This window comes from Enterococcus sp. AZ103, assembly GCF_051714685.1.
GTDB lineage: Bacteria > Bacillota > Bacilli > Lactobacillales > Enterococcaceae > Enterococcus_A > Enterococcus_A alishanensis.
In genome coordinates, this window is sequence record NZ_JBIOSI010000001.1 from 103,041 (window position 1) to 129,823 (window position 26,783).

The 26,783-nt window shown below is 35.5% G+C and carries 26 protein-coding genes, 1 tRNA gene, 1 pseudogene and 1 other annotated feature; of the genes and pseudogenes, 3 read left to right on the plus strand and 25 right to left on the minus strand.

Annotated elements, in window-relative coordinates; translation table 11 throughout:
• Positions 1 to 8 precede the first annotated feature (8 nt).
• From ID741_RS00500 to ID741_RS00605, 22 genes and pseudogenes are all read right to left on the minus strand, one after another.
• On the minus strand, positions 9 to 845 hold the full coding sequence (locus tag ID741_RS00500) for an ABC transporter permease (RefSeq protein WP_438718718.1): 837 nt from the start codon (positions 843 to 845) through the stop codon (positions 9 to 11).
• Positions 842 to 1,798, minus strand: coding sequence for an ABC transporter permease (locus tag ID741_RS00505; protein WP_438718719.1), 957 nt, complete (start codon positions 1,796 to 1,798; stop codon positions 842 to 844). Before ID741_RS00505 ends, ID741_RS00500 begins: the two co-directional genes overlap by 4 nt.
• Positions 1,799 to 1,868: 70 nt before the next feature.
• Positions 1,869 to 3,080, minus strand: a pseudogene (locus tag ID741_RS00510) (ABC transporter substrate-binding protein); the annotation flags it as partial.
• Positions 3,081 to 3,092: 12 nt separating this feature from the next.
• Positions 3,093 to 3,422, minus strand: a complete 330-nt coding sequence (locus ID741_RS00515) for a hypothetical protein (protein WP_438718720.1) — start codon at positions 3,420 to 3,422, stop codon at positions 3,093 to 3,095.
• A 331-nt stretch (positions 3,423 to 3,753) separates the two neighbouring features.
• Entirely contained in the window at positions 3,754 to 4,458 is a 705-nt protein-coding gene (locus tag ID741_RS00520; RefSeq protein WP_218324418.1) for an MgtC/SapB family protein, read from the minus strand.
• A 5-nt stretch (positions 4,459 to 4,463) separates the two neighbouring features.
• Entirely contained in the window at positions 4,464 to 5,171 is a 708-nt protein-coding gene (locus tag ID741_RS00525) for a pseudouridine synthase (RefSeq protein WP_438718721.1), read from the minus strand.
• A gap of 155 nt (positions 5,172 to 5,326) precedes the next feature.
• Entirely contained in the window at positions 5,327 to 5,707 is a 381-nt protein-coding gene (locus tag ID741_RS00530) for a hypothetical protein (RefSeq protein ID WP_218324416.1), read from the minus strand.
• A gap of 1 nt (position 5,708) precedes the next feature.
• Positions 5,709 to 5,915 carry a helix-turn-helix transcriptional regulator gene (locus ID741_RS00535; protein ID WP_218324415.1) on the minus strand — a complete coding sequence of 69 codons (207 nt, stop codon included), beginning with the start codon at positions 5,913 to 5,915 and terminating at the stop codon, positions 5,709 to 5,711.
• A gap of 124 nt (positions 5,916 to 6,039) precedes the next feature.
• Positions 6,040 to 6,741 (minus strand): glucosamine-6-phosphate deaminase, encoded by a 702-nt coding sequence (gene nagB, locus ID741_RS00540; RefSeq protein ID WP_438718722.1) that lies wholly within the window; start codon positions 6,739 to 6,741, stop codon positions 6,040 to 6,042.
• A gap of 135 nt (positions 6,742 to 6,876) precedes the next feature.
• On the minus strand, positions 6,877 to 8,016 hold the full coding sequence (locus tag ID741_RS00545) for a mannitol-1-phosphate 5-dehydrogenase (RefSeq protein WP_438718723.1): 1,140 nt from the start codon (positions 8,014 to 8,016) through the stop codon (positions 6,877 to 6,879).
• A gap of 2 nt (positions 8,017 to 8,018) precedes the next feature.
• A complete protein-coding gene (locus ID741_RS00550) occupies positions 8,019 to 8,456 on the minus strand; it encodes a PTS sugar transporter subunit IIA (protein ID WP_438718724.1) in 438 nt (145 codons plus the stop codon).
• Positions 8,457 to 8,480: 24 nt separating this feature from the next.
• On the minus strand, positions 8,481 to 10,538 hold the full coding sequence (locus tag ID741_RS00555; RefSeq protein ID WP_438718725.1) for a BglG family transcription antiterminator: 2,058 nt from the start codon (positions 10,536 to 10,538) through the stop codon (positions 8,481 to 8,483).
• Between the two features lie 161 nt (positions 10,539 to 10,699).
• The gene (locus ID741_RS00560) at positions 10,700 to 12,472 is read right to left on the minus strand and encodes a PTS mannitol transporter subunit IICBA (RefSeq protein WP_438718726.1); all 1,773 of its coding nucleotides are present in this window, start codon (positions 12,470 to 12,472) and stop codon (positions 10,700 to 10,702) included.
• Positions 12,473 to 12,660: 188 nt separating this feature from the next.
• Entirely contained in the window at positions 12,661 to 14,442 is a 1,782-nt protein-coding gene (locus ID741_RS00565) for a hypothetical protein (RefSeq protein WP_438718727.1), read from the minus strand.
• 185 nt (positions 14,443 to 14,627) lie between these two features.
• On the minus strand, positions 14,628 to 15,002 hold the full coding sequence (locus ID741_RS00570) for a DUF956 family protein (protein WP_218324408.1): 375 nt from the start codon (positions 15,000 to 15,002) through the stop codon (positions 14,628 to 14,630).
• A 103-nt stretch (positions 15,003 to 15,105) separates the two neighbouring features.
• On the minus strand, positions 15,106 to 16,017 hold the full coding sequence (locus ID741_RS00575) for a PTS system mannose/fructose/sorbose family transporter subunit IID (protein ID WP_438718728.1): 912 nt from the start codon (positions 16,015 to 16,017) through the stop codon (positions 15,106 to 15,108).
• Positions 16,018 to 16,038: 21 nt separating this feature from the next.
• Complete coding sequence (locus ID741_RS00580; protein WP_218324406.1) at positions 16,039 to 16,845, minus strand: PTS mannose/fructose/sorbose transporter subunit IIC; 807 nt, start codon at positions 16,843 to 16,845, stop codon at positions 16,039 to 16,041.
• A 26-nt stretch (positions 16,846 to 16,871) separates the two neighbouring features.
• Positions 16,872 to 17,864: a mannose/fructose/sorbose PTS transporter subunit IIA gene (locus tag ID741_RS00585; RefSeq protein ID WP_438718729.1), complete on the minus strand. Its 993-nt coding sequence runs from the start codon at positions 17,862 to 17,864 to the stop codon at positions 16,872 to 16,874.
• Between the two features lie 70 nt (positions 17,865 to 17,934).
• Positions 17,935 to 18,435, minus strand: coding sequence for a PTS system mannose/fructose/N-acetylgalactosamine-transporter subunit IIB (locus tag ID741_RS00590; protein ID WP_218324404.1), 501 nt, complete (start codon positions 18,433 to 18,435; stop codon positions 17,935 to 17,937).
• 176 nt (positions 18,436 to 18,611) lie between these two features.
• A complete protein-coding gene (locus tag ID741_RS00595) occupies positions 18,612 to 21,383 on the minus strand; it encodes a sigma 54-interacting transcriptional regulator (protein WP_438718730.1) in 2,772 nt (923 codons plus the stop codon).
• A 114-nt stretch (positions 21,384 to 21,497) separates the two neighbouring features.
• Positions 21,498 to 22,175 carry a TVP38/TMEM64 family protein gene (locus ID741_RS00600; RefSeq protein WP_218324402.1) on the minus strand — a complete coding sequence of 226 codons (678 nt, stop codon included), beginning with the start codon at positions 22,173 to 22,175 and terminating at the stop codon, positions 21,498 to 21,500.
• Between the two features lie 77 nt (positions 22,176 to 22,252).
• The gene (locus ID741_RS00605) at positions 22,253 to 23,008 is read right to left on the minus strand and encodes an SDR family NAD(P)-dependent oxidoreductase (protein WP_438718731.1); all 756 of its coding nucleotides are present in this window, start codon (positions 23,006 to 23,008) and stop codon (positions 22,253 to 22,255) included.
• A gap of 361 nt (positions 23,009 to 23,369) precedes the next feature.
• Here ID741_RS00605 and ID741_RS00610 point away from each other — a divergent pair, with 361 nt between their 5' ends.
• Complete coding sequence (locus ID741_RS00610; protein WP_438718732.1) at positions 23,370 to 24,422, plus strand: zinc-binding alcohol dehydrogenase family protein; 1,053 nt, start codon at positions 23,370 to 23,372, stop codon at positions 24,420 to 24,422.
• Between the two features lie 201 nt (positions 24,423 to 24,623).
• Here the strand turns inward: ID741_RS00610 and rpmA are convergent, their stop codons facing one another.
• From rpmA to rplU, 3 genes are read right to left on the minus strand one after another with little or no spacing between them, the layout of a single operon-like run.
• Positions 24,624 to 24,917, minus strand: a complete 294-nt coding sequence (gene rpmA / locus ID741_RS00615) for a 50S ribosomal protein L27 (protein WP_218324399.1) — start codon at positions 24,915 to 24,917, stop codon at positions 24,624 to 24,626.
• Between the two features lie 12 nt (positions 24,918 to 24,929).
• Positions 24,930 to 25,268 (minus strand): ribosomal-processing cysteine protease Prp, encoded by a 339-nt coding sequence (locus ID741_RS00620; RefSeq protein ID WP_438718733.1) that lies wholly within the window; start codon positions 25,266 to 25,268, stop codon positions 24,930 to 24,932.
• A gap of 20 nt (positions 25,269 to 25,288) precedes the next feature.
• Positions 25,289 to 25,597, minus strand: a complete 309-nt coding sequence (gene rplU / locus ID741_RS00625; RefSeq protein WP_218324397.1) for a 50S ribosomal protein L21 — start codon at positions 25,595 to 25,597, stop codon at positions 25,289 to 25,291.
• Between the two features lie 19 nt (positions 25,598 to 25,616).
• Positions 25,617 to 25,687 (minus strand) — a sequence feature (ribosomal protein L21 leader region).
• A 143-nt stretch (positions 25,688 to 25,830) separates the two neighbouring features.
• Here rplU and ID741_RS00630 point away from each other — a divergent pair.
• Both ID741_RS00630 and ID741_RS00635 read left to right on the plus strand, forming a co-directional pair.
• On the plus strand, positions 25,831 to 26,502 hold the full coding sequence (locus ID741_RS00630; protein ID WP_218324396.1) for an O-methyltransferase: 672 nt from the start codon (positions 25,831 to 25,833) through the stop codon (positions 26,500 to 26,502).
• 76 nt (positions 26,503 to 26,578) lie between these two features.
• Positions 26,579 to 26,652, plus strand: a tRNA-Arg gene (locus ID741_RS00635).
• The last annotated feature ends 131 nt before the right edge of the window (positions 26,653 to 26,783 follow it).

The following is a 26,783-nucleotide window of genomic DNA, read 5'->3' on the forward strand; positions in this document are numbered from 1 at the left end:
TTTACTCCTTATTCTTGATCAGAGAAGATTTTTCTTAAAAATTCTCCGACACCATTAAAAGCTAATACTGTTAAAATAATAAAAATCCCTGGAATTAATGCCATATGAGGAGCTCCTTGAAGGTTGCTTTGGGCATTTTCTAATAAAGAGCCCCAAGAACTTTTAGGTTGTTGAATTCCTAAACCTAAAAAACTCAACGCCGATTCTGTCATAATTGCACTAGAAAGATTTGTTGTTGCGGCAACTAAGATTGTTGGTAGAATCGGTGGCAGCAAGTGTTGAAAAATAATTTTCCAAGACTTTTCACCAATGAATTGACTATATAATACATAATCTCTTTCTTTAAAAGAAATCGCCTCACCACGCACTAGACGTGAAATATTCATCCAGGAAAATAGACTGATTACTAAAATCACAGTACCAATTCCCGGTTCCAATAAAACACTTAGCACAATTGACAAAACCATCCAAGGAATTGACGACAATACATCAACTAATCGCATTAAAATTGAATCAAGAATACCCCCAAAATAACCTGCCAATAAACCAATGGCTGTTCCTAAAATGGTAGCTGTCGCCATTGCAACAAATCCGACAGTTAAAGAAATATGTCCGCCATATAGGACTCGTAAAAAATAATCTCGTCCTAGTTCATCAGTGCCAAAAAGATGCTTCAAACTTGGACCTTGCGATAATTGAGTTACATCAATTTTATTAGGATTTAGTGGTAATAACAAAACAAGAAAACTAACTAAGATGAGCAACAATAAAAAAAGCAATAGAAATCGATAGGAAGGATAATAACGTAAAACTTTACGACATTTTTGCCAATAAATTTTTATCATAAGCGACCTCCACGAATTCTGGGATCGATTAAAATAACCAACACATCAGCTACCAAGTTTCCGATAATCACCATTACTGAAGATAATAAAACAATCGCCATAATAATTGGATAATCCAACGCTTTGGCTGCTGTTAAAAAGAAGTTGCCGACACCGGGCCAGCTGTAAATAGACTCTGTAATAATTGCTCCAGTAATCATTGTTGGAAAGAAAATACCAATTTGAATCGCAATTGGTGTCATAATATTTTTAAAAACATGTTTGATTAATATTTCCTTTTTACTGGCACCAAATGCCCTTTGGACTAGGACATACTCCGCCTCTAATTGCCTCATAGTTGCACTACGAATATATCGAATCAATTCTGGTGTAAAAGCAAATACCAAAGTAATATACGGTAAAATAAAATGCTTCAAAAAATCTAACAGATCATTTTCAACCCCAATGGTTCGCATACCGATAATTGGTAAAAGATTTAAATGATAACCAAAAAAATAAATTAACAACATGGCTAACCAAAAAGTCGGTGTAGCAATACCTATCCCAGCTAATTTTTCTATCAATTTTCCGCTAAATTTATCACTTCGATCACCTGCAAAAATACCTAAAATACATGCCAATATTAAAGCTGTCACATAAGATGGCAGAACTAACACAATTGTATTAGGAATTTTTTGTAATAATGACTCACCGATACTCTGATGACCTACCAAAGAATAACCAAAATCCCAATGAAAAATATTTTTCAGCCAATAAAAGTATTGAACGATTGCTGGTTGATCTAAGCCTTTTTGTTGCCGAATCATAGCGATAGTTTCAGCAGACATATTTGGTGTAACTGAACTATCCACCGCATCATACGGCGCCAATTGAATCAAGATAAAAGTCAAAATCGTCACCAACAATACTAAAGGAATCGCATAAAGCAAACGTTTTACGATATATTTTGCCATTGTTTCACCTACTCTCACAAAAAGAGCTACTCAAAAAATCTTTAAGATTCTTTCAGCAGCCCTAAATCAACTATTTAGATAACTTAGACCAGTCTTCCATAATATATACTGGGACAAATTTTGCATCAGAAAACCCTTTAACACTCGGATTAGATGCAATAATTTTTTTGTTGTCAACAATTGGATAGAAAACTGCATCGTTTACAATTTCAGTTTGTAATTGATTGTAAATATCTTTGCGTTTTACTTCATCTAATTCGTTGGCACCAGCATTAAATAATTCATCTACTTTATCATTTTTGTAGTGCATGATGTTAAAATCGCCATCGGATTTAAATTGTGATTTATAAGCATCAGGATCATTACCCCAAATATAGCCACTGATATACATATCGTATTTTTTGCTATTTTCTTTTTGCAACTCTGTCACTAAAGCAGCTGTTTCCACCGCTGAAAGTTTTACTTTCAAACCAATTTCCTCAAGCGCTTCTTTAATGAATGTGACTTGCATTTTTTGAATTTTATCACCAGTCATGTAGCCTAAGTTTAATTGAGTCCCCTCTGCATCGGCCTCTTTAATCAAATCTGTTGCCTTTTTAACATTAGTTTTGTATTTTTTCACTTTATTATTATAGTATTCATTGTTTGGCGGTAAAATCGAATAAGCATTACTGTAATATTTTTTATTTAAGTAGGTCGCTTTATTCATTTCTGGTTTATTTAAAGCTAAAAACATCGCTTGACGTACTTTTTCGTCAGCAACTTTTTTTGAATTCATATTGATTCCCATATAACCAACACGATTTTCACTATATGAGCGAATTTTCAAATCGTTTTTTTGCATTTCTTTTACTTCAGCCGGTTGCACTAAACCAGCATCGACTTCCCCACTTTGCAACGCGACTTTGGCTGTGTCAGGGTTAGAAATGATTTGTAAGACCACATTGTTTAGGTTAGCTTGACCACCGTAATAAGATTCATTTGCTTCAAATTTTAAATATTCACCCTTTTTATATTCAACAAATTTATAGGGACCACTACCAACCGGGTCAACATTAACTTCTGCTTCCGCAAAATCAACATTTTCATAGACATGTTTTGGTAAGATATACGTATCTACCGCTACTTGATTCAAAATCGGTACATTTAATGCTGGTAAAGTAAATTTAATCGTTAAATCATCAACTTTTTCTACGGTTACAGGTTGTTCACCTACCCATAGCATGTCAGAAGCGCCATTATTTTTATCTATTTTCTTTTCATAAGTAAATACAACATCATCAGCTGTTAAAGGTTATCCGTCTGACCAAACCAAATTTTCCTTTAGTGTAACCGTAACACTTAATCCATCATCAGCTTTCACAATTTCATTAGCCAATTCGTTTTTAATTGCTCCGTCACTTTCTGAACGTGCCAAAGGAGAAAAGACTAAGTTCACTGCAGTCATGCCCCAGCGATCATTTGCACTAATTGGATTTAGTGAAACTGGATCACTGTCAATTGAAAAAGTGAATGTATCATCTGCACTTTCTTTTGCTTCAGCGACCTTAATTGCCTGCCCAAATCCTAAACCACCTAAAACTAAAATCATAGTAAGCAATACTGTAAAAATTTTTTTCTTCATTTAAAATGCTCCTCCAAATTCTCTATTTACATTCAATTTTTGAATTTAGCATTTTTATCTCGTATATTCAGCGAGAAAATGCCTACACCTAGAAAACTCTAGGCTCTTTAGAAAATCCAATCACACCCTCATAAAAAGACGGATACCATTTCGTTTCATTTTCTCACGCCCTTTCTTTAAAACGCTTACAATAATTAGTATAAAAAAATTCTCCTCATATAACAACAAGAGGAGAATAAATAGTAAGTAATATTTTTTTCATAATATTCAATTTGTTTTATATTTATTGAAGATAAATTTTAGCTTGTCTTAAAACTTCCTTGTCCAGTACCTACACATTAATCATCCTTAATTTTGTAATATTTTTATACATCGATAAATCTTCAATCACATCTGTATAGGACAGTCCTTTGGGCAAATCAATCGTATACACATTGGTATAAATTCGATAATCCTCCATAAAATCAACATCAAAATCAACATCTTCAACTTCGATTTTTTTACTATCAAAATAGTTCATAATAAATTCTTTGGTTTCTTCTCGATGAATATAACGAATTTCAATCTTTTTGATAGCGTGAACTTTAATAACTCGTTTCACCACAATTAAGGCCGCCATGATGCCAACAAAACTACTGAAAGCAATTGCATAAAATCCCATTCCAATTGCTAATCCCAAACCAGCTCCCGCCCAAATGGAAGCCGCAGTTGTTAGACCCTTTATGGAACGATTAGTGACAATAATTGTCCCCGCACCAAGAAAACCCACGCCACTAACAACTTGTGCGATTAATCGGGCTTCATCTGAACGAACAACTCCTGCCAATCTTGGTTCACTCAAAGCAGTTTGTAAGGCATTATAACCAATTTCGACTTGAATTAAAGCAATGATTGTCGCACCCATACAAACTAAAATATGCGTCCGCAAGCCCGCCGGTCGATTATGCAATTCTCTTTCTGCACCAATCGCACCACCCATTAAAATGGCTAAAAACAAACGCAACATAATTTCATAGATTGAAAGATGGGTATCCATCCTAATCACTCCTTCAACTTAACTAATTCTTCGTCAGTAAGTGCTCGATACTGACCTTTTTTTAAATCGACTGGCAATGTTAACTGACCCATTCGAATGCGTTTTAAATAAGTCACTTCCTTGCCACAAGCTTTCACCATCCGTTTCACCTGATGAAATTTTCCTTCTTGTAAAATAATTCTTACTTTTGAAGTTACTGCAGTTACTTCATCAATCATTAACTTCGCAGGTAACATTTTTTCCCCAGCTAAAATAATTCCCACTTCAAATTTTTCTTGATCTGCTTGATCCATTATTCCAGAAACCTCTGCAAAATATTCCTTTTCAACATGTTTTTTAGGACTTAATAATTGATGACCCAGTTCCCCATCATTCGTAATGATAAGCAATCCTTCAGTATCTTTGTCCAAACGACCAACTGGAAACAAATCAGTGCGATAGTCTTCTGACGAAAACAAATCTAGCACTGTGCGATGAACAGGATCACTCGTCGCACTAATAACACCCGCAGGTTTATTTAACACATAATAATAAAATTCTTGATAAATTAATGGGGCATCTAAAAAAGCAATCTGATCTTTTTCAGGATCAACTTGGGTTTTATCAGATTTGACTACCACCTGATTTACTTTAACTTGTCCTTTTTTTATCAACTGTTTCACTTCTTTACGGCTTCCTAAACCCACTTCTGATAAAAATTTATCCAAACGCATAAGTTCTCCTTAACGATAACATGATTTTAAAAATGAAAGTAAATAATTCTTGTAACCTCTTGATGATAGAAAGTCATCTTAGTATTAAGTATCAAATGTGAAGGCTAGAGTGTCAATTAAAAGTATACGCTTTTTCAATCGTTTTGTTATTAAATTTAACGATATCGTAATTTAAAAATATAAGTGAAGATTGCAAAAATTCCTAAATCAAAACCAAATGCTTCGAGATGAGGACCAATGTCTCCTAATGAATGTATCACCATGCCACTAGTGATTACTAAATGCAAGTCCCCTCCTGTCTGATTAAAATATTCAATGCGAGCAATCATTTGAACAAGATGAACTAAAATAATCACAACAGCAGTACTTGCTAAAGAATCAACCATTATTTTCTTAACAAGTTCATCATTTCGTTTGTGAGCTTGATTTATTAAAAATATAAGCGTAGATACTATTGCATAAAAGAAAAATAACCCCAAAATTATTACTAATAAAACTAACGGCCAACTAAGATTAGTTCCATAAAAAAAAGCCATTTTATTCATCCCCCTCTAAATAGAAAATTTCCTGAAACGATAAAGAAAAATAATCAGCTATCTTTAAAGATAATTCCAGACTAGGATTATACTTCCCTTTTTCAATTGCATTCATTGTCTGACGAGAAACGTCTAGGTCGGCAGCCATTTGCTTTTGTGCAATGCCTCGTGTTTCTCGAATTTCTTTAATATGATTGATTACTTTCATTTTCCCACCCACTTTTTGTAAAGATATCTTTACTAAATGATAGCACTTTTGTTTTTCTATGTAAAGATATATTTACATAGAAAAAGAGCAGCCTTCAAAAGGCTACTCTCAAAATTCTATTTTTTTATAATTTACTTGCCGCATCTTCATCAACAATTACGATCACGTCTTGATGGTTTTGTAAAACACTTGCTGGTAAATCTTCAGTTACGGGACCTTCCAACATGCCTTTAATTGCATCGGCTTTATTTTCGCCGAAAGCCATTAAAATAATTTTTTTACTTTGCATAATTGAACCAATCCCCATTGACAAGGCATGAGTTGGAACGTCCTCTGCTTTATCAAAGTAACGTTTATTCGCTTCAATCGTTGATTCAGTTAATTTAACTACGTGGGTAGTTGCATCAAATGAAGTCCCTGGTTCATTGAAACCAATGTGACCGTTACGTCCAATTCCTAATACTTGAATATCGATTGGATGATCAGCAATTACTTGGTCATAACGTTTGCTTTCAGCTGCTAAGTCTTCCGCTTTTCCATTTGGAACGAAAGTTTCTTTGAATGGTTTTTGATTAAACAAATGATCATTCATAAAATAGCGATAGCTTTGTGTATCTTCGCCGCCTAAGCCAACATATTCATCTAAGTTTACTGATGTCATATCAGAAAAATCAATCTCACTACTTACCATATCTTGATATAAAGTTTCAGGAGTACTACCGGTTGCTAAACCTAAAACTTTGGCCCCATTGTCCATACCTGCTTTAATCAATTCAAATGCTTTTTTTCCGCCTGCAACAGCGTCTTTTACGCGAATAACTTCCATGGTAAAAACTCCTATCTCTCATTTGGTATGTACCAATTATAAATCAGATTTTTTTATTTTGCAAGAATTGTATAGACCATTTCTTAAATTTTTAGCAAAAAAAGAGGAACTATCATCAGTTCCTCATAAACCAGGTTATTTTTGATAAGTTTTTACAATTTCACCAATTAATTCATCATCTTTTAAACCAGTAACTTCTTTAATAACTTCAGCAACTGTTTTTTCAGCCAATAATTTTTGTAATTCCACACTTTCTTGATCAGCTGGATCGTTGTAACTTAAGGTCATAGCAACCACGTCAACTAAATTTTGATAACCTAAGTTGCGATCTTTTAGTTCGCGGATTGGTCGGATAAATCTTTCATCATAACCAAGTTTACGAATCGGTGTCCGTGCGACACGATCAACACCATCTGAAATATATGGATTTTCAAAGCGGCCAACAATTTTATCGGCATAAGCTTGATGAACAGCTTTATCAAAGCCCCATTTATCTATTAATAAATTTCCTGTCTCAGCTAAAACAGCTTTTAGTTTTCCTAATACATCTGAATCCTTAATCGCTTCACCAATGGTTTTGTAACCTTTATAGGCTCCGGTATATGCTACTGTCGCATGACCAGTATTCACAGAAAATAATTTTCTTTCGATATAAGGTTCTAAATCAGCGACATATTCTACACCAACTAAATGAACAGCTTTATTTTTACTTTGAGTTTCATCAATCACCCACTCACTAAAAGGTTCCACTGAAACAAATAAAGGATCTTCATGATGTTGAATCGGTACAATCCGGTCGACTGCCGCATTTGGAAAACCAATATATTTTTCAACGTAAGCTAAATCTTCAGTAGTCAAAAATTCTTTGACTTTACCAAATAAAAATTGACTTCCACCAATCATATTCTCGCAGGCAACGATGTCCAATGGTTTTTCCAAACCTGCTGCTTGGCGTTTTTGAATTCCTTGAGCGATTAATTCAGCAATAAAAGGCAACACATTTGGACCAATAGCGGTAGTAACAATGTCTGCTTTAAAAACAGACTCTACTACTGCTGCTGGATTGTCTTTATTGTTTAGTCCATCGACATTTTCTACATGAATCCGTTTTTTACTGGCATCTGCTAATTCAATGTCATACGCCTTTCTTTCGTTTAAGGCATTGATAATTGTTTCATTGATATCCACAAAATCAATGGAAAAATCATTGCTAGCCAAAATTTCACCAATAAATCCACGACCGATATTTCCGGCTCCAAAATGTGTTGCTTGCATGTTTATTCAACCTCCTTTAATAGTCCAATAATTTCTTCTTTTGTTTTCGCATCTGCTAGTTTTACAACATTTTCTACATCTGAGCAGTAAATTGCAATTTTTTGTAGAATATCTAAATGTTCATCACCAACACCGGCAATGCCAAATAAAACCATCGCTACATCATCCGTATCATCAGCACCAAATTGCACTCCGCTAGGCACTTGAATTACCGAAATACCACTTTTTTGAACATATTTTTTGGCTTCATCGGTGCCATGAGGAATGGCAATAAAGTTTCCCATATAAACTGAAACCAATTTATCCCGTTCAATCATTGCTTCGATATATTCTGGTGTTACACAGCCAGCATCGACTAATAATTGTCCCGTTGCACGAATGGCCTCTTCTTTATTTTGATATGTTTGGTCGACTAAAATCATGTCTGCTTGTAATTCCATCTTTCTTTCCTCCTGATTAATTATTTAATTTTCGCGAATTTCCTTAACAAATAATGAACTCAACAATTGATAAATAATTTCTTTATTGCCGAATTTATAAATCTCCGTGTTCAAATCACTTTCAATAATCGAACTACTTATTTTGCCTAATAAACTACTTTGACTTTCTGGCATCGGATCAGGCGCCAACAATAATAAAATCCGGGTCAGTTCAATACTTTTTTTATCCATTCCTTGAATTAAAAAAGAATGATCCAAATCATAGATGGTAAAAAAAGGTTCTTTGATTTCTGGTGCTGCAGTATGAAACAAGGCAAAATTAGTTTTTGGTATGCCAATCGGTGCCACCAGATATCGTTGGATTACCAAATCAGTCACTATAGTAGCATCACTGACAATGGTTCCGGTTAAGCTTTCAATAATTTCAGCCAGTGTTTCTTCAATTGTTTCTTTGGCTTTGATTTTTTTTAAATCAAAAGCTCTCAGTAAATTATTAGCGATCCGCATGGTTTCATAAATTTCATCGAAAGTTTCACTACCTTCTAAAATCAGATCAGTTGGATTCAGATTCACTGATTCTGGCTGAATACCTCTTACATATTCTTTAATTTCCCGAAGTTCATCATCTAATAATAAGGGTGAAATCACTTTGTAAGGTAATTCAAAACCAGGCAGAAAGACTGTTGATAAAATCATATCGTAGTCATGAAAATTCAAGTGATTCATCTCTGATATTTTAGCAGCCTGAACTGTTTCAATTTCTGGAATATATTTATTTAAACGACTCTCTAAAATTCGAGCCGTTCCAATCCCACTAGAACACAATACTAAAGTACTGAGATTTTTACTGGTAGGATATCTTTCCAACGATGTAGCGAAATGAATCACTACATAACCCAGTTCATCAAAAGTAAATGCATGGTCTGGGAAAACCACCGCCAAATTTTCGACAACTGAGGCCGTAACTTTTTGATACTTATCCATCACTTTTTGTAGTATTGGATTGTTACTGCCTTGAATCACGGTTAAACTGCGCTTTAATGCAGCGGTCATGTGCGCTAATAAATCGGTAAACAATTGTTCATCTTTATAAAAGTCATAACTTGTCGCTTCAGATACTAGACGAATCAATTCACGCGTTTTATAGGATAGTTCCACATCAAAACTATCAATAAAGATATTTTGTGGTTTTTTATAATTGACGCCCTCTAATTGATGGGCAAAAAAACGAACTTCTTGATTGGTAATACTTTGTTTAATCAAGGTAGCGACCTTTACCATAACCTGACTCGCCAATTGCATACTTTCTGGTTTTGGGTTTTCTTGGATATCACTTTCAATCATGTGTCCCGTTTTCATACGATCAATCGACAATGCTAAAATAATTAAGATCCGTTGCATTTGATTGTCAGTTACGCGATCAAATAAACTGGCATTTACTTCGCCAAATATTTTCTTGGCTTGAAACAAGCTTTCACTAGACAATAAGCTTAAAAAATAATTGTCAGATATTTGCTGTAGATTTTCTAAGGTTAATTGATCTAAAAAGTTAAAGAAGTCATACTCGCTGATACCATTAAAAATCAAATTACTCAATAATTGGCGACGTTCATTTTCACGACCAACAATACTAATGCCACGCCCTTTCAAACGGGCCAACTCTAATTGATAACTGACTAAACTCGCTTCAATTGTTTGTAGATCAGTTGTAATTGTCGTTGTGCTAACGGCAAAATCATAAGACAAACCTTCAATTGTTTCTTCCTCATCGTTCAATAATAAAGAACAAACAATCGCACTTTGCCGTATTACATTATCTGTAAACCATTCGTTTTCGTCACCATCTAATTGCTCAGCTAACTTAGCTAAATCTTGCGAATCACCGACAATTCGATAACCAGCTCCCCGTGGCTTAATAATCTGAACATCTAGAGATTTAATTGTTTTTTCAAGACTGGCAACTTCCCGATAAATCGTTCTTTTAGAGACTTGTAACAAATCTTGTAAATCTGCTAAAGCCACTCCATTTGGATACTCTAACAGTAAGGCTAATATTTTTTTCTCTCGAACCGAAAAATACACTTTTCTTTCCCCCATTTTTAGACAACTAAATCAATAAAAGGATGAGACCAAACTGGTATCTAAACAAATTGCTTAGCAGTTCGGCCCATCTTTATTATACAAATATTCTCAGAAAAATGTGACCTATTCATACTTAGCTTAATACGGTTCGAGTAAATAAACTACTTGTTCACTAAATGATCAATCAATTTATCAAATTTTTCTGATGCTACTAAATCTGTCACTGAAACATGCACAGCACTTGGTGCTTGTTGCTCAGCTGCAACTGTTTCAGCATTTAGCGTGATAATCATTGCATCAACTTCATCTTTTAAGTCAGCAATTGGAAGTACTGAAACTGGATAAGCTAAATTTTTATCTTTCAAAATTTTCTTAATAATCGTTGCTGCCATATGTGCAGAACCTTTAGTATCTTGATAAGCAACAATTAAATGAGTTACTTTGCTATAATCAGCCACGCCATCCACTACATCATCACTGACTGCTGGTGCAACTGCCGCACCAGTTTGAGCATCGTTACTTAAATTATCAACAATTTCATCATAGCGGGGTGAATTCATAAAGTTTTCAACAGATACAAAAGTTGCACTTGGTGCTTTTTGATTTGCCCGTTCATGTAATTCTACTTGAGTTACAATCAAAGCATTTGGATCATCATTCAAATTATTGATCGCTGAGTTTGAAACGGGAATTTTCAGACCAGCTTTTTTCGCTTTATCCCGTAGGATTGAAGCTCCCATTGCTGAAGAACCCATACCCGCGTCACAAGCAAAGATAATTTTATTAACATTACCAAACATTTCTTGATTAGACTCAGTCATACTTGCATCAGAGCTTTGACCTTTAGCTGAAGCTTTAGCACTTGAAACAGCGGCTTGGCTAGCAGCTAAATCGTCTTCTTCATTTTTATCTGCTTTAATAATAATACTAGCAACTAAGAAAGAAACAATTGTAGCGACTACAATCCCGGCAATATTAGCAAAATATGCTCCTCGTGGTGTCATCGCTAAGACAGCCAATATCGAACCTGGTGAAGCAGCTGCTTGTAACCCAGCACCTAGTACTGAAAATACAAAGGTTCCTGATACACCACCGGCGATTACAGCTAAGAACAATAACGGTTTCATCATTACATAAGGGAAGTAAATTTCATGAATCCCACCAAGGAATTGAATAATGATTGCACCTGGCGCAGAAGATTTCGCTGCACCTTTACCAAAAATAGTGAAGGCTAACAATACACCTAAACCTGGTCCAGGGTTTGTTTCTAATAAGAATAAAATCGATTTCCCAGTCGCAGCTGCTTGTTCAGCTCCTAATGGTGTTAAAATTCCGTGATTAATCGCATTGTTTAAGAATAAAATTTTCGCAGGCTCAATTAAGACATTTGCTAGTGGCAATAGATGCATATTAATAATTGCTTCTACACCTTTACCCATTAATTCAGTTAAGTAACTTACAATTGGTCCAATTCCATAATTCCCTAAAATCGCTAAACCAAAACCAAGTAAACCAGCTGAAAAGTTGTTTACTAACATTTCAAAACCAGCTTTAATCTTGTCAGCAAAAATATCATCAAATTTCTTAATCACCCAACCGCCTAAAGGACCCATAATCATAGCTCCAATAAACATCGGTACATCTGAACCAACAATCACACCCATTGTTGCAATTGCACCCACGACTGCTCCCCGTTGACCATGAATTAAGTTACCTCCACTGTAACCGATTAATAATGGCAATAAATAAGTCAACATCGGAATAATCATCAATGCTAAATGTGCATTTGGTGTCCAACCAGTTTCCAAGAAGAAAGCTGTCAGTACCCCCCACGCGATAAATGCACCGATATTTGGCATGACCATACTTGAAAGACTACTACCTAACTTTTGGACTTTCGCTTTAATCCCCGTTTTCGGACGAGTATTTTCCATTTTCGTTTCCTCCTTCAAAAAAGTAATTTTTCTATACTTGTATTGTAATCGCCTCCAATTGTTTCAGCAATTAATAGTAGCTACAGCTTTGGCACAGAACTTTGTGCCATTATTTTTATTTATAAAAAAACCCTTCTCTTCAACTCTATAAATAAAGTCAGAAGAAAAGGATTCCTAATTTTGAGAAGTTATTTCTTGATTTTTTTACGATTAAATAATTTAACAAAATGAAGGCCACTAAAGACTGCTATAAATTGCATAATTGAAACACCTACACCTGTATAGACACGCATAAAATATTGTCGGATTTGAGCAGTTTCTCCAAAAGAACAAAACCAAGCAACCCCAAAAAGAAAAACGATATACGTCAAACCTAGACCAACCGTAATCAACAAGTGATCACGATAAAAAATTTGCTGCTTCTTTGAAAAAATACTACCCAATACCATCAAACCTAAGCCAAATATGGAAATTATTATAATAGGTATCTTAATGAGATTAGCCACTAGAATCAAACGATTTGCTACTCTACCCGTCAAAGCAATCGGTGGGCTGATAGGCTCACTTTCTGCTGATTGCCAACGACCTGAAAAAGAATGATCCAAGATTTTTTCAGCAATTTTTCGATCTTTCTTGGTGGAATATAGAATACTTCTACCCTGTTCATAGCTACCATAATCTAAATTTTCGCCAATCGCAACGCCCATTAAATTAAAAACACCTGGAAAATCCTTTAATATTTTCCCATCTCCGCTTTTAGTTAAATAAAATTCTTTTTTAGTCGTAATTTTTTGCTCTCGATAAGCTTCACTTAGTTCATGATTTATTTTCTTTAATAAATTATCGGTCTGCTCAGCGTTATTATTGTAATAGCCTCGTTGTTTTAGTGCCTCACGAAATCCCCAGAAGAAATAATCACCAGATACTTGCTTATCAGCAGTCGCCCAAACACTATCAGTAAAGATCCAATTGGTATTCACTTTCATCTTCTGTAAAGTTGGTGAAACTTGCTCTGCTTTTTTTACCGCCTGCCGCGTAATCCAAATCTTATTATCTTTTTGATTTAAATCTGTACCATCATCCAGTCGAATCAGATAACTCATCAAAGTCACAAATTCACCGTCACTGCGGTCATTAACCATTGCTACACCATAATGCTGGTCATTTATCGCCACCAATATTTTAGTTGTAACTAAAATCGAAATAAATGGCAGTGCGCAGACCAAAATTTTAGGTAGAATTTTCGTGATAAAAGATTTAGCTATTTTTCGTCTCATAACATCGATAACCGGTTGTTGTTTTTGTTGAGTCAATATCAACTGAACAATTGCAAAAAAAAGACCCCCGGCAACAAAAGGAAAAATCCAGATACTATCTTCTCGCAAATACCAAAAAAAAGGTAAAGCAACCACTAAACCACTCATCCAAAGAGCAAACTTTTTAATGCTCCCATCGCGTCTTAAATAAATACCGATCGTACAAGCTATAATAATGACGGCTACTGGCACCACCAAAGCATTTCGGTAAATTCGCGTACTATACTCATCCATAAAAGTAATTGGCGAATACAAGAAAAAAATAAATATGCCACTAAAAAATAATTGACTCTTAACAATAGGTTTGAAACATTGAGCTGCCAGAAAAGCAGCAAAAATCTGTAACAATCCAAAACTCAAACTGTATGGAAGATGAAGTTTATAACTGCCAGCTAAAAAAAGCGCGTAGGAAATACCTTTTGACAAGGTTGTCGTATTGTAATCACCCAGCCAATTACCGGAAATCAATTCATTTGCTAAATGAATATAATGACCATCATCATATGAACCGTAAAGATTCGCAAAATAATCAGCATTAAGATATAAGCCTAAGCGTAAAACTACCAGCAGTAGCACAACGATAAAGAAAAAAAGATTCTTTTTTGATTTAAATTTTTCAAAGCTTACCTTTTTTCCCCAATCAACTACATTCATGCTAGTACTCCTATCATTCAAATAATAAAATAAGTCATTAATCTTTCTTCTAAACCAAATATTTCATTTTCATTACAGAACTGTAACAAAATTTTACATCAAAGAATTACAAACTGCAAGATAATTTTAAAAAAAGGACTAGAGTTTCAGCAAAGATTGCTAAAGACTGTAGTCCTACTTAAACATTATTTTCTTTGAAATTTCCCTCTTAATCCTCGTGTAATTACTTGAGTAAAGCTAAGAGAGCGTACCATGTGACTTGGATCAACGTATTCACGAATTGCCCGTAAGGTCTTCTTAGGATCTTTAGATGAAAAACTATATGTACCATTTCGTTTTGTTTTTACTGCAAAACGCGGAATCCATTTTCCTTTAAACATTACTGATGCAATAATTTGATCGACTTCTTCCCACGGAATTTGGATAAATTTTTTGGCATCACGATCATTGAAAAATTCAAAACCTTTGTCACCGATCATGATTTTGCCATAATCAGACATTCCCAAATAAGAAGTACCATCAATTACTAAGTCAACTTTGGTGTTGATTGATTGAACCATTTTATGATCCTCCTTTGCTACTTCGTTCATTATACGAGTTTTTGTTTATTAATAAAAGAAGCTGGGACAAAAATTTGTCCCAGCTGACTAAGAATTTTTGTGATTACATAACACCTAAAACGTGTAAGCCAACACCTACTACGAATAATCCCAAGATAATGATAATTGGAGAAACTTTTTTCTTCAATAACCACATACATAAGAAAGTAAGTAGTAACGCAGCCAGACCAGGAATTAATTGATCTAAGTTATCTTGCAAAGTAGTGACTTTAGTAGCTGATAATGATAGACCTGAAGCTTGATCTTGTAATGCTTGTTGAATACCTTTTGCACCACTTGGTAAGCTATTCCAATCAATATAAGCGCCTTTATCAAGTTTTACTTCAGAAACAATTGGTGTGAACTTAACATTTACCCAACGTTGAACCAAAGCTCCTAGTACGAACATCCCAAGAATTGATGCACCTTTAGTTACATCTTGTAATAAACCACCAGATAAGTCATCAGTGATAGCAGACCCAGCACGATAGCCGAATTCTTGTGTGTACCACATAAATGCCCAACGAATAATATTCCAAGCAACGAAGAAAATAATTGGACCTAAAATGTTCCCTGTCAAAGCTAGAGAAGCTCCTAGGGCACCTAAAATTGGACGAACTGTAAACCAGAAGACTGGGTCACCAACACCGGCCAAAGGACCCATCATACCAACTTTTACCCCTTGAATAGTTACATCATCAACAGGAGCACCATTGGCACGCTCTTCTTCAAGGGCTAAAGTAACCCCTAAGATTGGTGAAGCGATATATGGGTGAGTATTGAAGAATTCTAAGTGACGTTTTAATGCCGCTGAGCGATCTTCTTTAGTTGTATATAATTTTTTAAGCGCTGGGATCATTGCAAATGCCCAACCACCATTTTGCATCCGTTCATAGTTCCAAGAACCTTGAAGGAACGTTGAGCGCCATGCAACAGATAAACGATCTTTTTTAGTTAATGAGATTTTTTCTGCCATTTTATTTCTCCTCCTTCAAGATTAATAGTCATTCAAGATATCGCCAAGTGGGTCACCAGTATTTGATGATCCGCCACCACCATTTGAACCGCCGCCTGATTTAGACAAGTTCAAGTAGATTAAAGCGAAAGCAACAGCGATAACACCTAGTGCGATCAAAGTTAATTGTGAAATAGCAGCCAATGCAAAACCAATTGCAAAGAATGGCCATACTTCACGAGTTGCCATCATGTTAATAACCATTGCATAACCAACGGCTACTACCATACCACCACCAATTGCCATACCATCTGTTAACCAAGCAGGCATTGATTCTAAGAAACCACGAACAGTGTCTGCAGGAATAACTAATAAGGCAGCTGCAGGGATAGCGATCCGTAAACCTTGCATACAGATAGCGATAATATGCCATAATTCAACTTTTCTAAAGTTTCCTTCTTCAGCGGCACCATCCATAATGTGAACGATTGGCACAGCTAAAGTACGAGCGATCATAGTTAAGAATAAACCAGCAACAGCTAAAGGAACCGCTACAGCAATCGCAGAAGAAACACCTTTAACGCCTTGTCCCCCTAAAACTAAAATAATTGCAGAAGCGATTGATGCCAATGCAGCATCGGGTGCTACGGCAGCTCCGATATTTGCCCAACCTAAAGCGATCATTTGTAAAGATCCACCTAGGATAATGCCGGCAGTTAAGTTACCAGTTACTAAACCAATTAATGTACATGCTACTAGCGGTTGATGGAATTGGAATTCATCCAAGATACCTTCCATACCAGCTAGAAAAGCTACAAGAACGACTAATATCATTGAGATAACAGACATTTTATAAACCCTCCTATTTTTTCTTTTTATTTAGCGTTTTTTAATTCATTTTTAGCTTTGTTAAGTAATTCATCAAAGTTAGCTCTTGAATCATTTGGCACTTTACGAACATCAAAAGTGATGCCGTCAGCTTTCAATTTTTCAAAAGTATCCACGTCATCTTGACCCATTGATAATACTTTACTTACAACAACTTTCCCAACAGAATGTGCCATTGAGCCAACATTGATTTCTTTAATGTCAACGCCGCCTTCAATTGCACGTAAAACATCTTGTGGATTTTCAAAAAGTAACAACGCTTTTGTATTTCCAAAACGAGGATCTTTTGAAATTTCAATCATTTTTTCTACTGGAATAACGTTAGCTTTAACTCCTGGAGGTGCAGCTTGTTCGATTAATTTTTTACGTAAATCATCTTTAGCCACAGCATCAGAGACCACGATGATCCGGTTTGGTCCAGTTGTTTTTGTCCATGCAGTCGCAACTTGTCCGTGTAACAAACGAGAGTCAACACGTGCTAATACGAATTTGATATGACCATCACCTAATACAGTTCCTTTTGGAATAGATCCAGCTGGTTGACTTGCTTCAGGCATTGCAGCTGCTGCTTCAACTGGTTGTAATTCTTCAGGTTTTACTCTCACGCCTTCTTTAGCTGTTTCAATAATGTGAGCTGCAATTTCTTGTGCAGACTCCATTGTGAAACGTGAAGAGAAAGCTTCAATCACCATTGGCAAGTTCATGCCGGCAACGATTGCCCATGTGTCTTTGTGTTCTTCAAACAAACTATTGGCTTGGTTGAACGGTGTACCACCCCAAAGATCGACTAGAAATAACACTTCATCTTGGTTTTCGAAAGAGGCTACAGCTTCTTCCATTTTTTGCTTAACGTCATCTGGACCTTCACTTGGCATCAATGTCACTGCTTTGACATTTTCTTGTTCTCCGAAAATCATCGTGCCGGACTGTAAAATACCGTTAGCGAATTCCCCATGACTAGCAAGGATAATTCCTACCATCTTTATACCTCCTACTTTTATTGTTACAGTGCAATAATATAAATAAGTTCTAAAAAACCTGTAACCAAAATTAATTCAGCATCTTTTCTTTTTGCATTAATGAAATTAAATTGTTCTTACGATCGTTAGGAACTTGTCTTATTTCTAATTCGATGCCCGACTGATGTAACTGTTCAAAATCTGCTACATCCTCTCCGTCAACTGAAATAAAGTTTGTAATCATTTTTTTACCTGGAGAAAAACGCATACCACCGATATTTACTGAATCTAATTTAACTCCAGCATTTACGATCGCTAAAACATCCTTCGGCGTAGCAAACAATAGCATGACTTTCATTCCATCAAACAATTGATCGTGATAAACCTCCACCAACTTTTTCTTAGTGACAACATTTGACTTAATTCCTGGCGGCGCTGCTTGTTTTAATAAAAATTTCCGCAACTCATCTTTAGCAACATCATCGCTCACAACTAAAATCCGTTCTATTCCAGTTGCCTTTGACCAAACTGTTGCTACCTGCCCATGAATTAGCCGGTCATCGATTCTGGCAAGTTTAATATCCATTACCATTCGATCACCTCCTACAAAAAACTACAAAAAGATACTAGAACACAGTATTATAGTGTTCATTTATATATAAGCAAGAAGCGTGCCAAAATACACTACTGATTTATCATTGATTTTAAAGCATTTATAAAAAGATACACAAAAAGGATACAGTATACTGTATCCTTTTTGTGTATCTTTTATTGTATTGTTTCTTGCTTATTTTGTAATAATTGATTAATATAGTACCTTTCTGAATTAGGAATTGTAATGTTTAATTGATTTTCTAAATCATTTAAAGCATTATTCATTTTTTGATTATTATTATTTGCTTCAAAATTAGCTAATTCTTGTTGATCAATCATTAAGGGTTCATTTAAAATACTTCGTTCGATTGTTCCTGACATATGCATAACAAAATTCACCATCAATGCATAGTCTTTTGATTCCTTTTGATTTCCGATAATTCTTTCAGCTAATTGCCAAAGTGGAGCCAACATTTTTTTTGGATTAATAAAAGTAAAACTTTCTTCCATAAATTTCAAGCATAAATCTTTGGCGCTTGTTGCAGTCAACACCACATCTTTTTGTTCTGATAGATCATTTTCCAAAAGGAGTTCGTCTAATACTTGGTTTGTTTCTTGGTTTAAAATTCTTTCCATTGGAATATAAGGTGCACTTATTTTGGGATCTAAAATCCCGGTTGTGGCAATAATTTGATATTTCTCTTGAAAATCAGCAATTTTCTCTTTCATATCTGTTACAGCTAATGTTTTAACTGAAATATGGTCTAATTTTCTTTGTTTTAATGGTCGCTCAATAATCTCTTTAAGCCGTTGCGCAGTGCCTTCACCTGATGCACATATAGCTAAAATAATTTTTTCTACCTGAGTTTTTGCGACTTTTTTCTTTTCTACTCGACCATAGCCTCTAAATTCACCTAACGATTGAAATAAATCCTCTAATCCTGAACCTAATACACTAGATTTTCGCGTTGCTTCCATCAATAAAGGTGTCGTTACCATGTCTAAAGTTTTAACTGAAATACCGGTGTCGGCTTTAATTTCTTCATTAAAAGTAGCTAACGATCCCATATCTACCATAATTAAAACACCGCTGCCTTCATTAACCGAAATAACTGCTTCGCGGATTTTTTCGTAAGCTACTCTTGGATGCATATCCAACGGCATATCGACCGCTTGGATATGATTTACCTCCAATAGTTCTTTTACTACATTCACCATTGAAGTAGCGGTACTGTTTCCGTGTGCGGCTACTACAACGCCGATTTTGCCATTTGGTTGATCGTCTCGTAAAGAAACTAGTAAGACAGTTAAATAATAATCTTCACTTTCTGGAATCACTACTTGAAATTCTTCTTCTACTAAATGGCGAATTTCTTGCGCCACAACAAATTCTTGAGGATAATCATTAGCCATTTCACGAATATTAACATTTGTTTCCCGTGTTTCACCTACATTTATTTTCTTTAAAAAAGAAGAAATGTGTAAACTCATAGCATAGATAAAATTCTGTTGAAAATAGGTTTGCAATCTCTCACTCACAAGACTAGCAATTCGGTTACTTAAATCAATAATTTGTTTATCAACGAATTCATTTAAACGGCTCTCTGTATCAAATGAAAAACCGTGATCTTTATAAAATGATTTTAAGTGAACATTGATATCTGTAGAGATAAAATGATTGATGGTTTCTTGATCTAGTCCTTCGGTTTTCAACAAAGCAGCTTTATCACCAATAATATCGTATAAATTATAAGGCAACTCATATGTATCTGTACGAATTAATTCATTCATTTCATCTGGAGTAACCACCATCTCTGGTTCTAGATACGGAGAAATATCAGAGGTTTTGACCCGATCCGCAGATAATTGAACCAAGCCGCTTTTTACTCCTTCAGTTAAATCATTGATTGTGATTTGAATAACCTCTTGAGACATATGATTCATAAAACCACGGGCACATATCAATTGAACATTTGATTTTAATTGTCCAACATTCCCATAAGAGACACTGCCTAACAGCGCCTTAATTACATCTTCTGTCAATGTAATCTTACGTTGAATCCGATTGGCCTCCATCGCCACCATCACTCGAACCAAATCTAATTGTTCTACGACTGGTCGATGATTAAATGATGGCATTTGAATATTGATAGGAATTCGCCGCACAAAAGTATCCAATAAAGCTGAATGTGGGTCTTCTGTCGTCGCACCCACAATCCGTACATCCGCAAAATGAGTTTTCCCCGTTTCTCCTAAACGATTATAGCTACCGTGATCCATGAAATAAAAAATCATTTCTTGACCCTCTGGTGGTAAACGATGAATCTCATCTAGAAACAGCATCCCGCCATCTGCTTGCTGAATCAATCCTTCACGATCAGTTTCCGCTCCAGTAAAAGCTCCTTTTACGTATCCAAAAAGATGACTCATTAAAAGCTCGGGATTGTTGGCATAGTCGGCACAGTTAAAAACAATTAGCTCTCGATCTTGATCGACAATCTGATTGGTCTGAGCAAACTGGAACATGGCATGAGCAAAAAAAGTTTTCCCTGAACCTGTCGGACCAGTAATCAAACAATTCAAGCCTTTAGGTGGATATAAAATTGCCGCTTTTGCTTGTTCTACCGCATTTTTCATACTGCCAGTTGTACCGATTATTCTAGCAAACACATCGGTTGCTTGATTGGGATAACTGATGTTTTCTTGTGACTTTGTTGGTGTTGATGGAGAAGTTAGCCTCTGTGCCAGGATTGTCTGGTTCCGATCAGTCGCAAAATATTGGACTGGTCGACCTTCACTTTTTTTTAGTTGACCATTTTTTACTAAAAGATTTAAATCCTTACTTGCATTAGATCGCTGAATATTTAATGTTTCAGCTATTTCAACTGTTGTTATCCCAGATTGTTGATAAACCAGTTGATAAATTCGCTCAATTCGTCTTTTCACTCTTCATCCCACCTTAGTGTATTGCTTTACCCTTAATTGTCTATATTTTTTAAAAAATGTCAAATAAATAACTTAAAAAAAGATACACTAAACTAATAAATAAACCAGCTAGTCTTATTTTTCTAGCTGGTGCTGATGTTTGTTTTTGATAAATCGGACAAGCAAAACTAATACGATAACACTTGCAACTAAGATTATTGCAGTTTTTGTATCTCCATGGAACAATGCTTCACCGCCAAATGCGTACAAAATAGAAGATGGTAAAACACCGATTAACACAGATAAAAAAATTTCTTTTAGTGGCAACCGCAATGTATCAGCGGTAACGTTGACAATAAATGATGGAATTACGGGGACCATATAAGCCAGCATGATTCCAATTTTAGGATGCTTCATTTGCGAAATACGTTTCACCCATTGATTGTCCTTATGTTCATGGGACATAATCTTTAAACGTTTCAATACAGTCATCGATAATAAATTGCCCCCCGCATTGCCAGCAATATTCATTAAGCTACCTATTAAAGGACCATAACAGACACCGATTAAAATCCCGATCACAGAAGTTGGCAGCCCTGGTAAAGCACACATCAAAACAGTTAAAGCGATTAACAATCCAGCTGTCCGTATTCCGTGAGAACGAACCTCTTTTAACAATAGCTCACGACTGGCTTTAGGATCTAACAACAAAGAAATATCTTTATGAAATTCTAAATACAATCGGTAGAGAACAATACCAATTAAAATGATTCCTAAAATAATTAAGATTTTCCGAAGTCTTGCTTTATCCATAATTCACCCGTTTATTTTTATTATAGCAAAAAAAGCCTTTTCAAGTCTGTTTGAAAAGGCTAATTAATTATTTTAGTTTAAACTGCTGTCCAACCGCCATCAACAAATAGGATATCTCCAGTAACATAAGAAGATTCATCTGCTGCTAAGAAAACAACTGCTGAATCTAATTCACCATTTTCCCCAGGACGTCCCATTGGAGTACGACGAGTAATGAATTCATCCATAGAATCCATCGCGGAATCATCATTCATTTCGGAAGCAAAAAATCCTGGACACAGCGCATTAACAGTAACACCTTTTTGGGCCCACTCAGCAGCCGCACCCCGAGTAAAATTAATTACGCCACCTTTTGAAGCATGGTAAGGAATCACTGGCAATTCAGGCAATCCACCTTGACCTAAAATTGAAGCAATATTAATGACCCGGCCGTAACCTTTTTCAATCATGGAAGCACCAAATGCTCGTGTCACATAAAAAACACTATCTAAATCAAGCTTCATTAGATTATTCCATGTTTCATCAGTCATTTCAGTTAAAGGCGCTACTGCACCGCCACCAGCATTGTTCACTAAAATATCTACTTTGCCAAACTCGGCCAACACTTTATCCCGTGCTTCATTGACAATTTCAGAATTCGTTACATCACAAGCCACCGGAAGACATTTCACACCTAATGACCGGATCTCTTTAGCAACTTCTTCTAATTTTTCCACTCGGCGAGCTAAAATGGCAATATCTGCACCTTGTTTAGCCAACGCTAAAGATAATTGACGGCCCAAACCTGCTGAAGCTCCTGTAATTACTGCCACACGTCCTGTTAAATCAAACATACTTATTCGCTCCTTTTATAATATTTTATTATATTATTTTAACAGATATTGTTCAATTTTTCACAATGCTTTTTAGGTTAATTATAAGTTTTTATTTTTATCACATCCAACATCAATAAATCTTTTACTTATTAAATAGCTGATACATAAATGATAAATTTTTAAAAAGGACGTAGTTTAGATTTTTTTCACTCCTATTTTTCAGCCAAACATTCTCGAAAAGCATAAGTCTACAAAAAAATGTTTAGTAGAATCAACTTCACAATTTATTTCTAACTCAATAGATTAAGCTAAATTTTTCCCAAACAGCTACTTTTGTCTCATAATAGAAAACGATACAGGGAAAAAAGGAGGAGCACATATGTCAGACAATAAATTTATGCATGCAGTTGGTTTTTTCGAAGGATTACCAATTGATGACCCACAAAGTTTTATCGATGAAAAAAAGGGAATTCCTGAACCTAATCCCACTGATGTATTAGTAAAAGTAAAGGCTGTATCTATTAATCCAGTCGATACAAAATTGCGACAAGATGCAGCAAAAAACAACGCATTGAAAGTTTTAGGCTTTGATGGTGTGGGAGAAGTTGTTGCCAAAGGTTCTCAAGCAACAAAATTCAAAGTTGGCGACCGCATTTTTTATGCTGGTACAACAACACGCGCAGGTAGTAATCAAGAGTTTCAATTAGTGGATGAAAAAATTGCCGCATTGGCTCCAAAACACCTCTCAGATGAAGAAGCAGCAGCATTGCCATTAACTTCTCTAACTGCTTTTGAATTACTATTTGAAAAATTTGGGTTGATTCCAAAAGAAAATGCCAACCAAGGAAAGAAAATTCTTGTTGTCAATGGTGCTGGCGGTGTGGGTTCCATTTTAAATCAATTAGCCAAATGGGCTGGACTTGAAGTTTTTGCGACTGCTAGTCCTAAAAACTTTGAATGGCTTGAATCAGTTGGTGTAGATCATCCCATCGATTACCACGAAGACTTGAAGCAAAGTCTGCACGATTTAGGTACCCATGAAGTAGATTACATTGCTGTCCTATTCGATATTACTCGTTATTTAGATCAAATTAAATATTTAATCAAACCATTTGGTCATGTGGGTACAATTGTTGGTGTGCATGAACCTTTAGATTTAAGCGCTTGGAAAAACTTATCTGTCAGCTTTGACTGGGAGTATATGTTTGCCAAAACGGATCACGATTACCTCATCGAAACCCAAGGTGAAATCTTAGCTTTAATTGCTGATTTAGCTGAAAAAGGTGTTTTAAAAACTACTTTAAGCAAAGTTTATTCTGATGGGATTAACGCTAAAAATCTGAAATTAGCTACGAAAGATGTAGAGGCTGGGCATATGTTAGGCAAAGTCGTTGTAAGTGGCGAATTTAACGGTGATATTGACACGTTCTAGATAAAAAAGAGCTAACAATCTCAATTTATGAGATTGTTAGCTCTTTTCGTTTTTCCACATTGCTATCAGTCTACCATCTTGTCGGATACATTCTCCTGTAATATGACCAGCCTGTTTTTCCTATTTTTGATTAAAAAACTATTTTGGATAAATAAAAAAGCTCTATTCCCTTATTGAAAAAGGAACAGAGCTTTTAATTAATTAAGCTTCTTGAGCTACCGGATAAACCGATACTTGTTTTTTGTCGCGACCTTTACGTTCGAAACGTACAACGCCGTCAACTTTAGCGTATAAAGTATCATCGCCACCGCGACCTACATTTGCGCCTGGATAAATTCTAGTACCACGTTGGCGGTAAAGAATAGATCCACCTGAAACTGTTTGACCGTCAGCACGTTTAGCACCTAAACGTTTTGATTCTGAATCACGACCGTTAGAAGTTGAACCGCCACCTTTTTTGTGGGCGAATAATTGTAAATTCATTTTCATCAACATAAGATTTACCTCCTATAAATTAGTTTGTAACTGAATGGCTTGTTCATTCTCTGCTTCAATTGCCTGTAAACCTAATAACAAATTTTCTAATAAAATTTGTGAGATGTTTACTTGTTCTTGGGTCAAACCAGAAAGGATTTCAACATAAAGGTAACCACCTTCATCTTCATCCACATCAACGATTGGCTCATAGCCAGCTAAGGCATCCAAACCATTGACTGCACTGATTGCTAAAGCGCTGACCGCCGCACAAACAATATCGTGACCATATTCACCCGATTGGGCGTGTCCGGACAATTCAAATGAAACAATGACTCCAGCTTGATTTCTTGTAAATGCACCTTTAATCATTTAGGCACCTGCTTTTTTAATTAAGCTTTGATTGCGTCAATAACAACTTTTGTGTAAGGTTGACGATGACCTTGTTTGCGGTGAGAATGTTTTTTAGGTTTGTATTTAAACGTAACAACTTTCTTTTGTTTGCCATGTTTTTCTACAGTTCCTTCAACACTTGCACCATCAACGATTGGCGCACCTACTTTAGTAGTTTCTCCGCCAACTAAAACAACTTCGTCAAAGACAACTTTTTCTCCAGCTTCAACATCTAATTTTTCGATGTAGATTGCTTGGCCTTCTTCAACTTTGATTTGTTTGCCGCCAGTTTTAATAATTGCGTACATGCTTGTGGCACCTCCTTAAATTTATACTTAGACTCGCCATCCCAAGTGGCCGTAGCACTTAATACTTGTTCTGCGCGGTTGTAGCTGTGGGTTCCACAATTACAACATTACAAGTTTACTAAATGTCGTCACGAAAGTCAATCATGAAAATTTCATTTTAATAGTCGGTAAAATTGACGGACGGACTTTTTTTTCTTACTATTAAAGAAATCTTGATTAAAAAGGAAGATATGATGTTAAACGAAATGATGCACCGCCCAATTATAAATCCTGATATTTTAAATTATTTAAGAGACAATCAGCGACAACTTGATGGAAAGCTAGCCGATTTAGAAAATTATGCCCATGAAAAAGGGGTGCCCGTTATTCCCCATGAAACTGTTGTCTTTTTAAAATTTTTATTGCAGCAAAAACAACCGAAAGATATTTTAGAGATTGGTACAGCTATCGGTTTTTCTGCCAGCTTAATGGCGGAAACTGTTCCCGAAGCTAAAGTTACCACTATTGATCGCTTTGAAATCATGATCAATCAAGCCAAAGAAACATTTGAAAAAATGAATTTGACTGATCGAGTGACCTTATTAGAAGGCGACGCAGCCGATGTATTAAAAACACTGGATGGTCCTTATGATTTTATTTTTATGGACAGCGCCAAAGCCAAATACATTACTTTTTTGCCAGAATGTTTGCGCTTATTAAGTGACACAGGCATTTTAATGGTAGACGATATTTTTCAAGCCGGCACTGTCTTACAACCGATTGAAGAAATTCCTCGAAAAAACCGTTCAATTCATCGGCACTTAAACGAATTTTTAAAAGAAGTCAATGAATCTCCAGAATTAAATGCTACCTTACTACCATTAGGTGATGGTGTTGCCTTGATTTCGAAAAATATAGCAAAATAACCCTTGCTCTATTTTTTACTATCTGATAAAATCAATGATGTTGAAATTTTCAATTTAATTGATTTTTTCCGATACTGTGCCAGTAGCTCAGCCGGATAGAGCATCCGCCTTCTAAGCGGACGGTCGGGGGTTCGAATCCCTCCTGGCACGTACTTGAAGATTTATCTATTTTAAAAAAAATGTTGGTTGATTGTGAAAATGACCAGCATTTTTTTTTGCTCTAATCAAATTAATCAGCTTTTCAGCTTGTCCATATTTTTCAAATTTGCAGAGATCTTGAT

Excerpts from the sequence above, each read along its gene's own strand:
- ID741_RS00500 (WP_438718718.1), bottom strand. The coding sequence starts at position 845 with ATGATAAAAATTTATTGGCAAAAATGTCGTAAAGTTTTACGTTATTAT.
- ID741_RS00505 (WP_438718719.1), bottom strand. The coding sequence starts at position 1,798 with ATGGCAAAATATATCGTAAAACGTTTGCTTTATGCGATTCCTTTAGTA.
- ID741_RS00515 (WP_438718720.1), bottom strand. The coding sequence starts at position 3,422 with ATGAAGAAAAAAATTTTTACAGTATTGCTTACTATGATTTTAGTTTTA.
- ID741_RS00520 (WP_218324418.1), bottom strand. The coding sequence starts at position 4,458 with ATGGATACCCATCTTTCAATCTATGAAATTATGTTGCGTTTGTTTTTA.
- ID741_RS00525 (WP_438718721.1), bottom strand. The coding sequence starts at position 5,171 with ATGCGTTTGGATAAATTTTTATCAGAAGTGGGTTTAGGAAGCCGTAAA.
- ID741_RS00530 (WP_218324416.1), bottom strand. The coding sequence starts at position 5,707 with ATGGCTTTTTTTTATGGAACTAATCTTAGTTGGCCGTTAGTTTTATTA.
- ID741_RS00535 (WP_218324415.1), bottom strand. The coding sequence starts at position 5,915 with ATGAAAGTAATCAATCATATTAAAGAAATTCGAGAAACACGAGGCATT.
- nagB (WP_438718722.1), bottom strand. The coding sequence starts at position 6,741 with ATGGAAGTTATTCGCGTAAAAGACGCTGTTGCAGGCGGAAAAAAAGCA.
- ID741_RS00545 (WP_438718723.1), bottom strand. The coding sequence starts at position 8,016 with ATGCAAGCAACACATTTTGGAGCCGGAAATATCGGTCGTGGATTTATT.
- ID741_RS00550 (WP_438718724.1), bottom strand. The coding sequence starts at position 8,456 with ATGGAATTACAAGCAGACATGATTTTAGTCGACCAAACATATCAAAAT.
- ID741_RS00560 (WP_438718726.1), bottom strand. The coding sequence starts at position 12,472 with ATGGAAAATACTCGTCCGAAAACGGGGATTAAAGCGAAAGTCCAAAAG.
- ID741_RS00565 (WP_438718727.1), bottom strand. The coding sequence starts at position 14,442 with ATGAATGTAGTTGATTGGGGAAAAAAGGTAAGCTTTGAAAAATTTAAA.
- ID741_RS00570 (WP_218324408.1), bottom strand. The coding sequence starts at position 15,002 with ATGGTTCAATCAATCAACACCAAAGTTGACTTAGTAATTGATGGTACT.
- ID741_RS00575 (WP_438718728.1), bottom strand. The coding sequence starts at position 16,017 with ATGGCAGAAAAAATCTCATTAACTAAAAAAGATCGTTTATCTGTTGCA.
- ID741_RS00580 (WP_218324406.1), bottom strand. The coding sequence starts at position 16,845 with ATGTCTGTTATCTCAATGATATTAGTCGTTCTTGTAGCTTTTCTAGCT.
- ID741_RS00585 (WP_438718729.1), bottom strand. The coding sequence starts at position 17,864 with ATGGTAGGAATTATCCTTGCTAGTCATGGGGAATTCGCTAACGGTATT.
- ID741_RS00590 (WP_218324404.1), bottom strand. The coding sequence starts at position 18,435 with ATGGTAATGGATATTAAACTTGCCAGAATCGATGACCGGCTAATTCAT.
- ID741_RS00600 (WP_218324402.1), bottom strand. The coding sequence starts at position 22,175 with ATGGATAAAGCAAGACTTCGGAAAATCTTAATTATTTTAGGAATCATT.
- ID741_RS00605 (WP_438718731.1), bottom strand. The coding sequence starts at position 23,008 with ATGTTTGATTTAACAGGACGTGTGGCAGTAATTACAGGAGCTTCAGCA.
- ID741_RS00610 (WP_438718732.1), top strand. The coding sequence starts at position 23,370 with ATGTCAGACAATAAATTTATGCATGCAGTTGGTTTTTTCGAAGGATTA.
- rpmA (WP_218324399.1), bottom strand. The coding sequence starts at position 24,917 with ATGTTGATGAAAATGAATTTACAATTATTCGCCCACAAAAAAGGTGGC.
- ID741_RS00620 (WP_438718733.1), bottom strand. The coding sequence starts at position 25,268 with ATGATTAAAGGTGCATTTACAAGAAATCAAGCTGGAGTCATTGTTTCA.
- rplU (WP_218324397.1), bottom strand. The coding sequence starts at position 25,597 with ATGTACGCAATTATTAAAACTGGCGGCAAACAAATCAAAGTTGAAGAA.
- ID741_RS00630 (WP_218324396.1), top strand. The coding sequence starts at position 25,831 with ATGTTAAACGAAATGATGCACCGCCCAATTATAAATCCTGATATTTTA.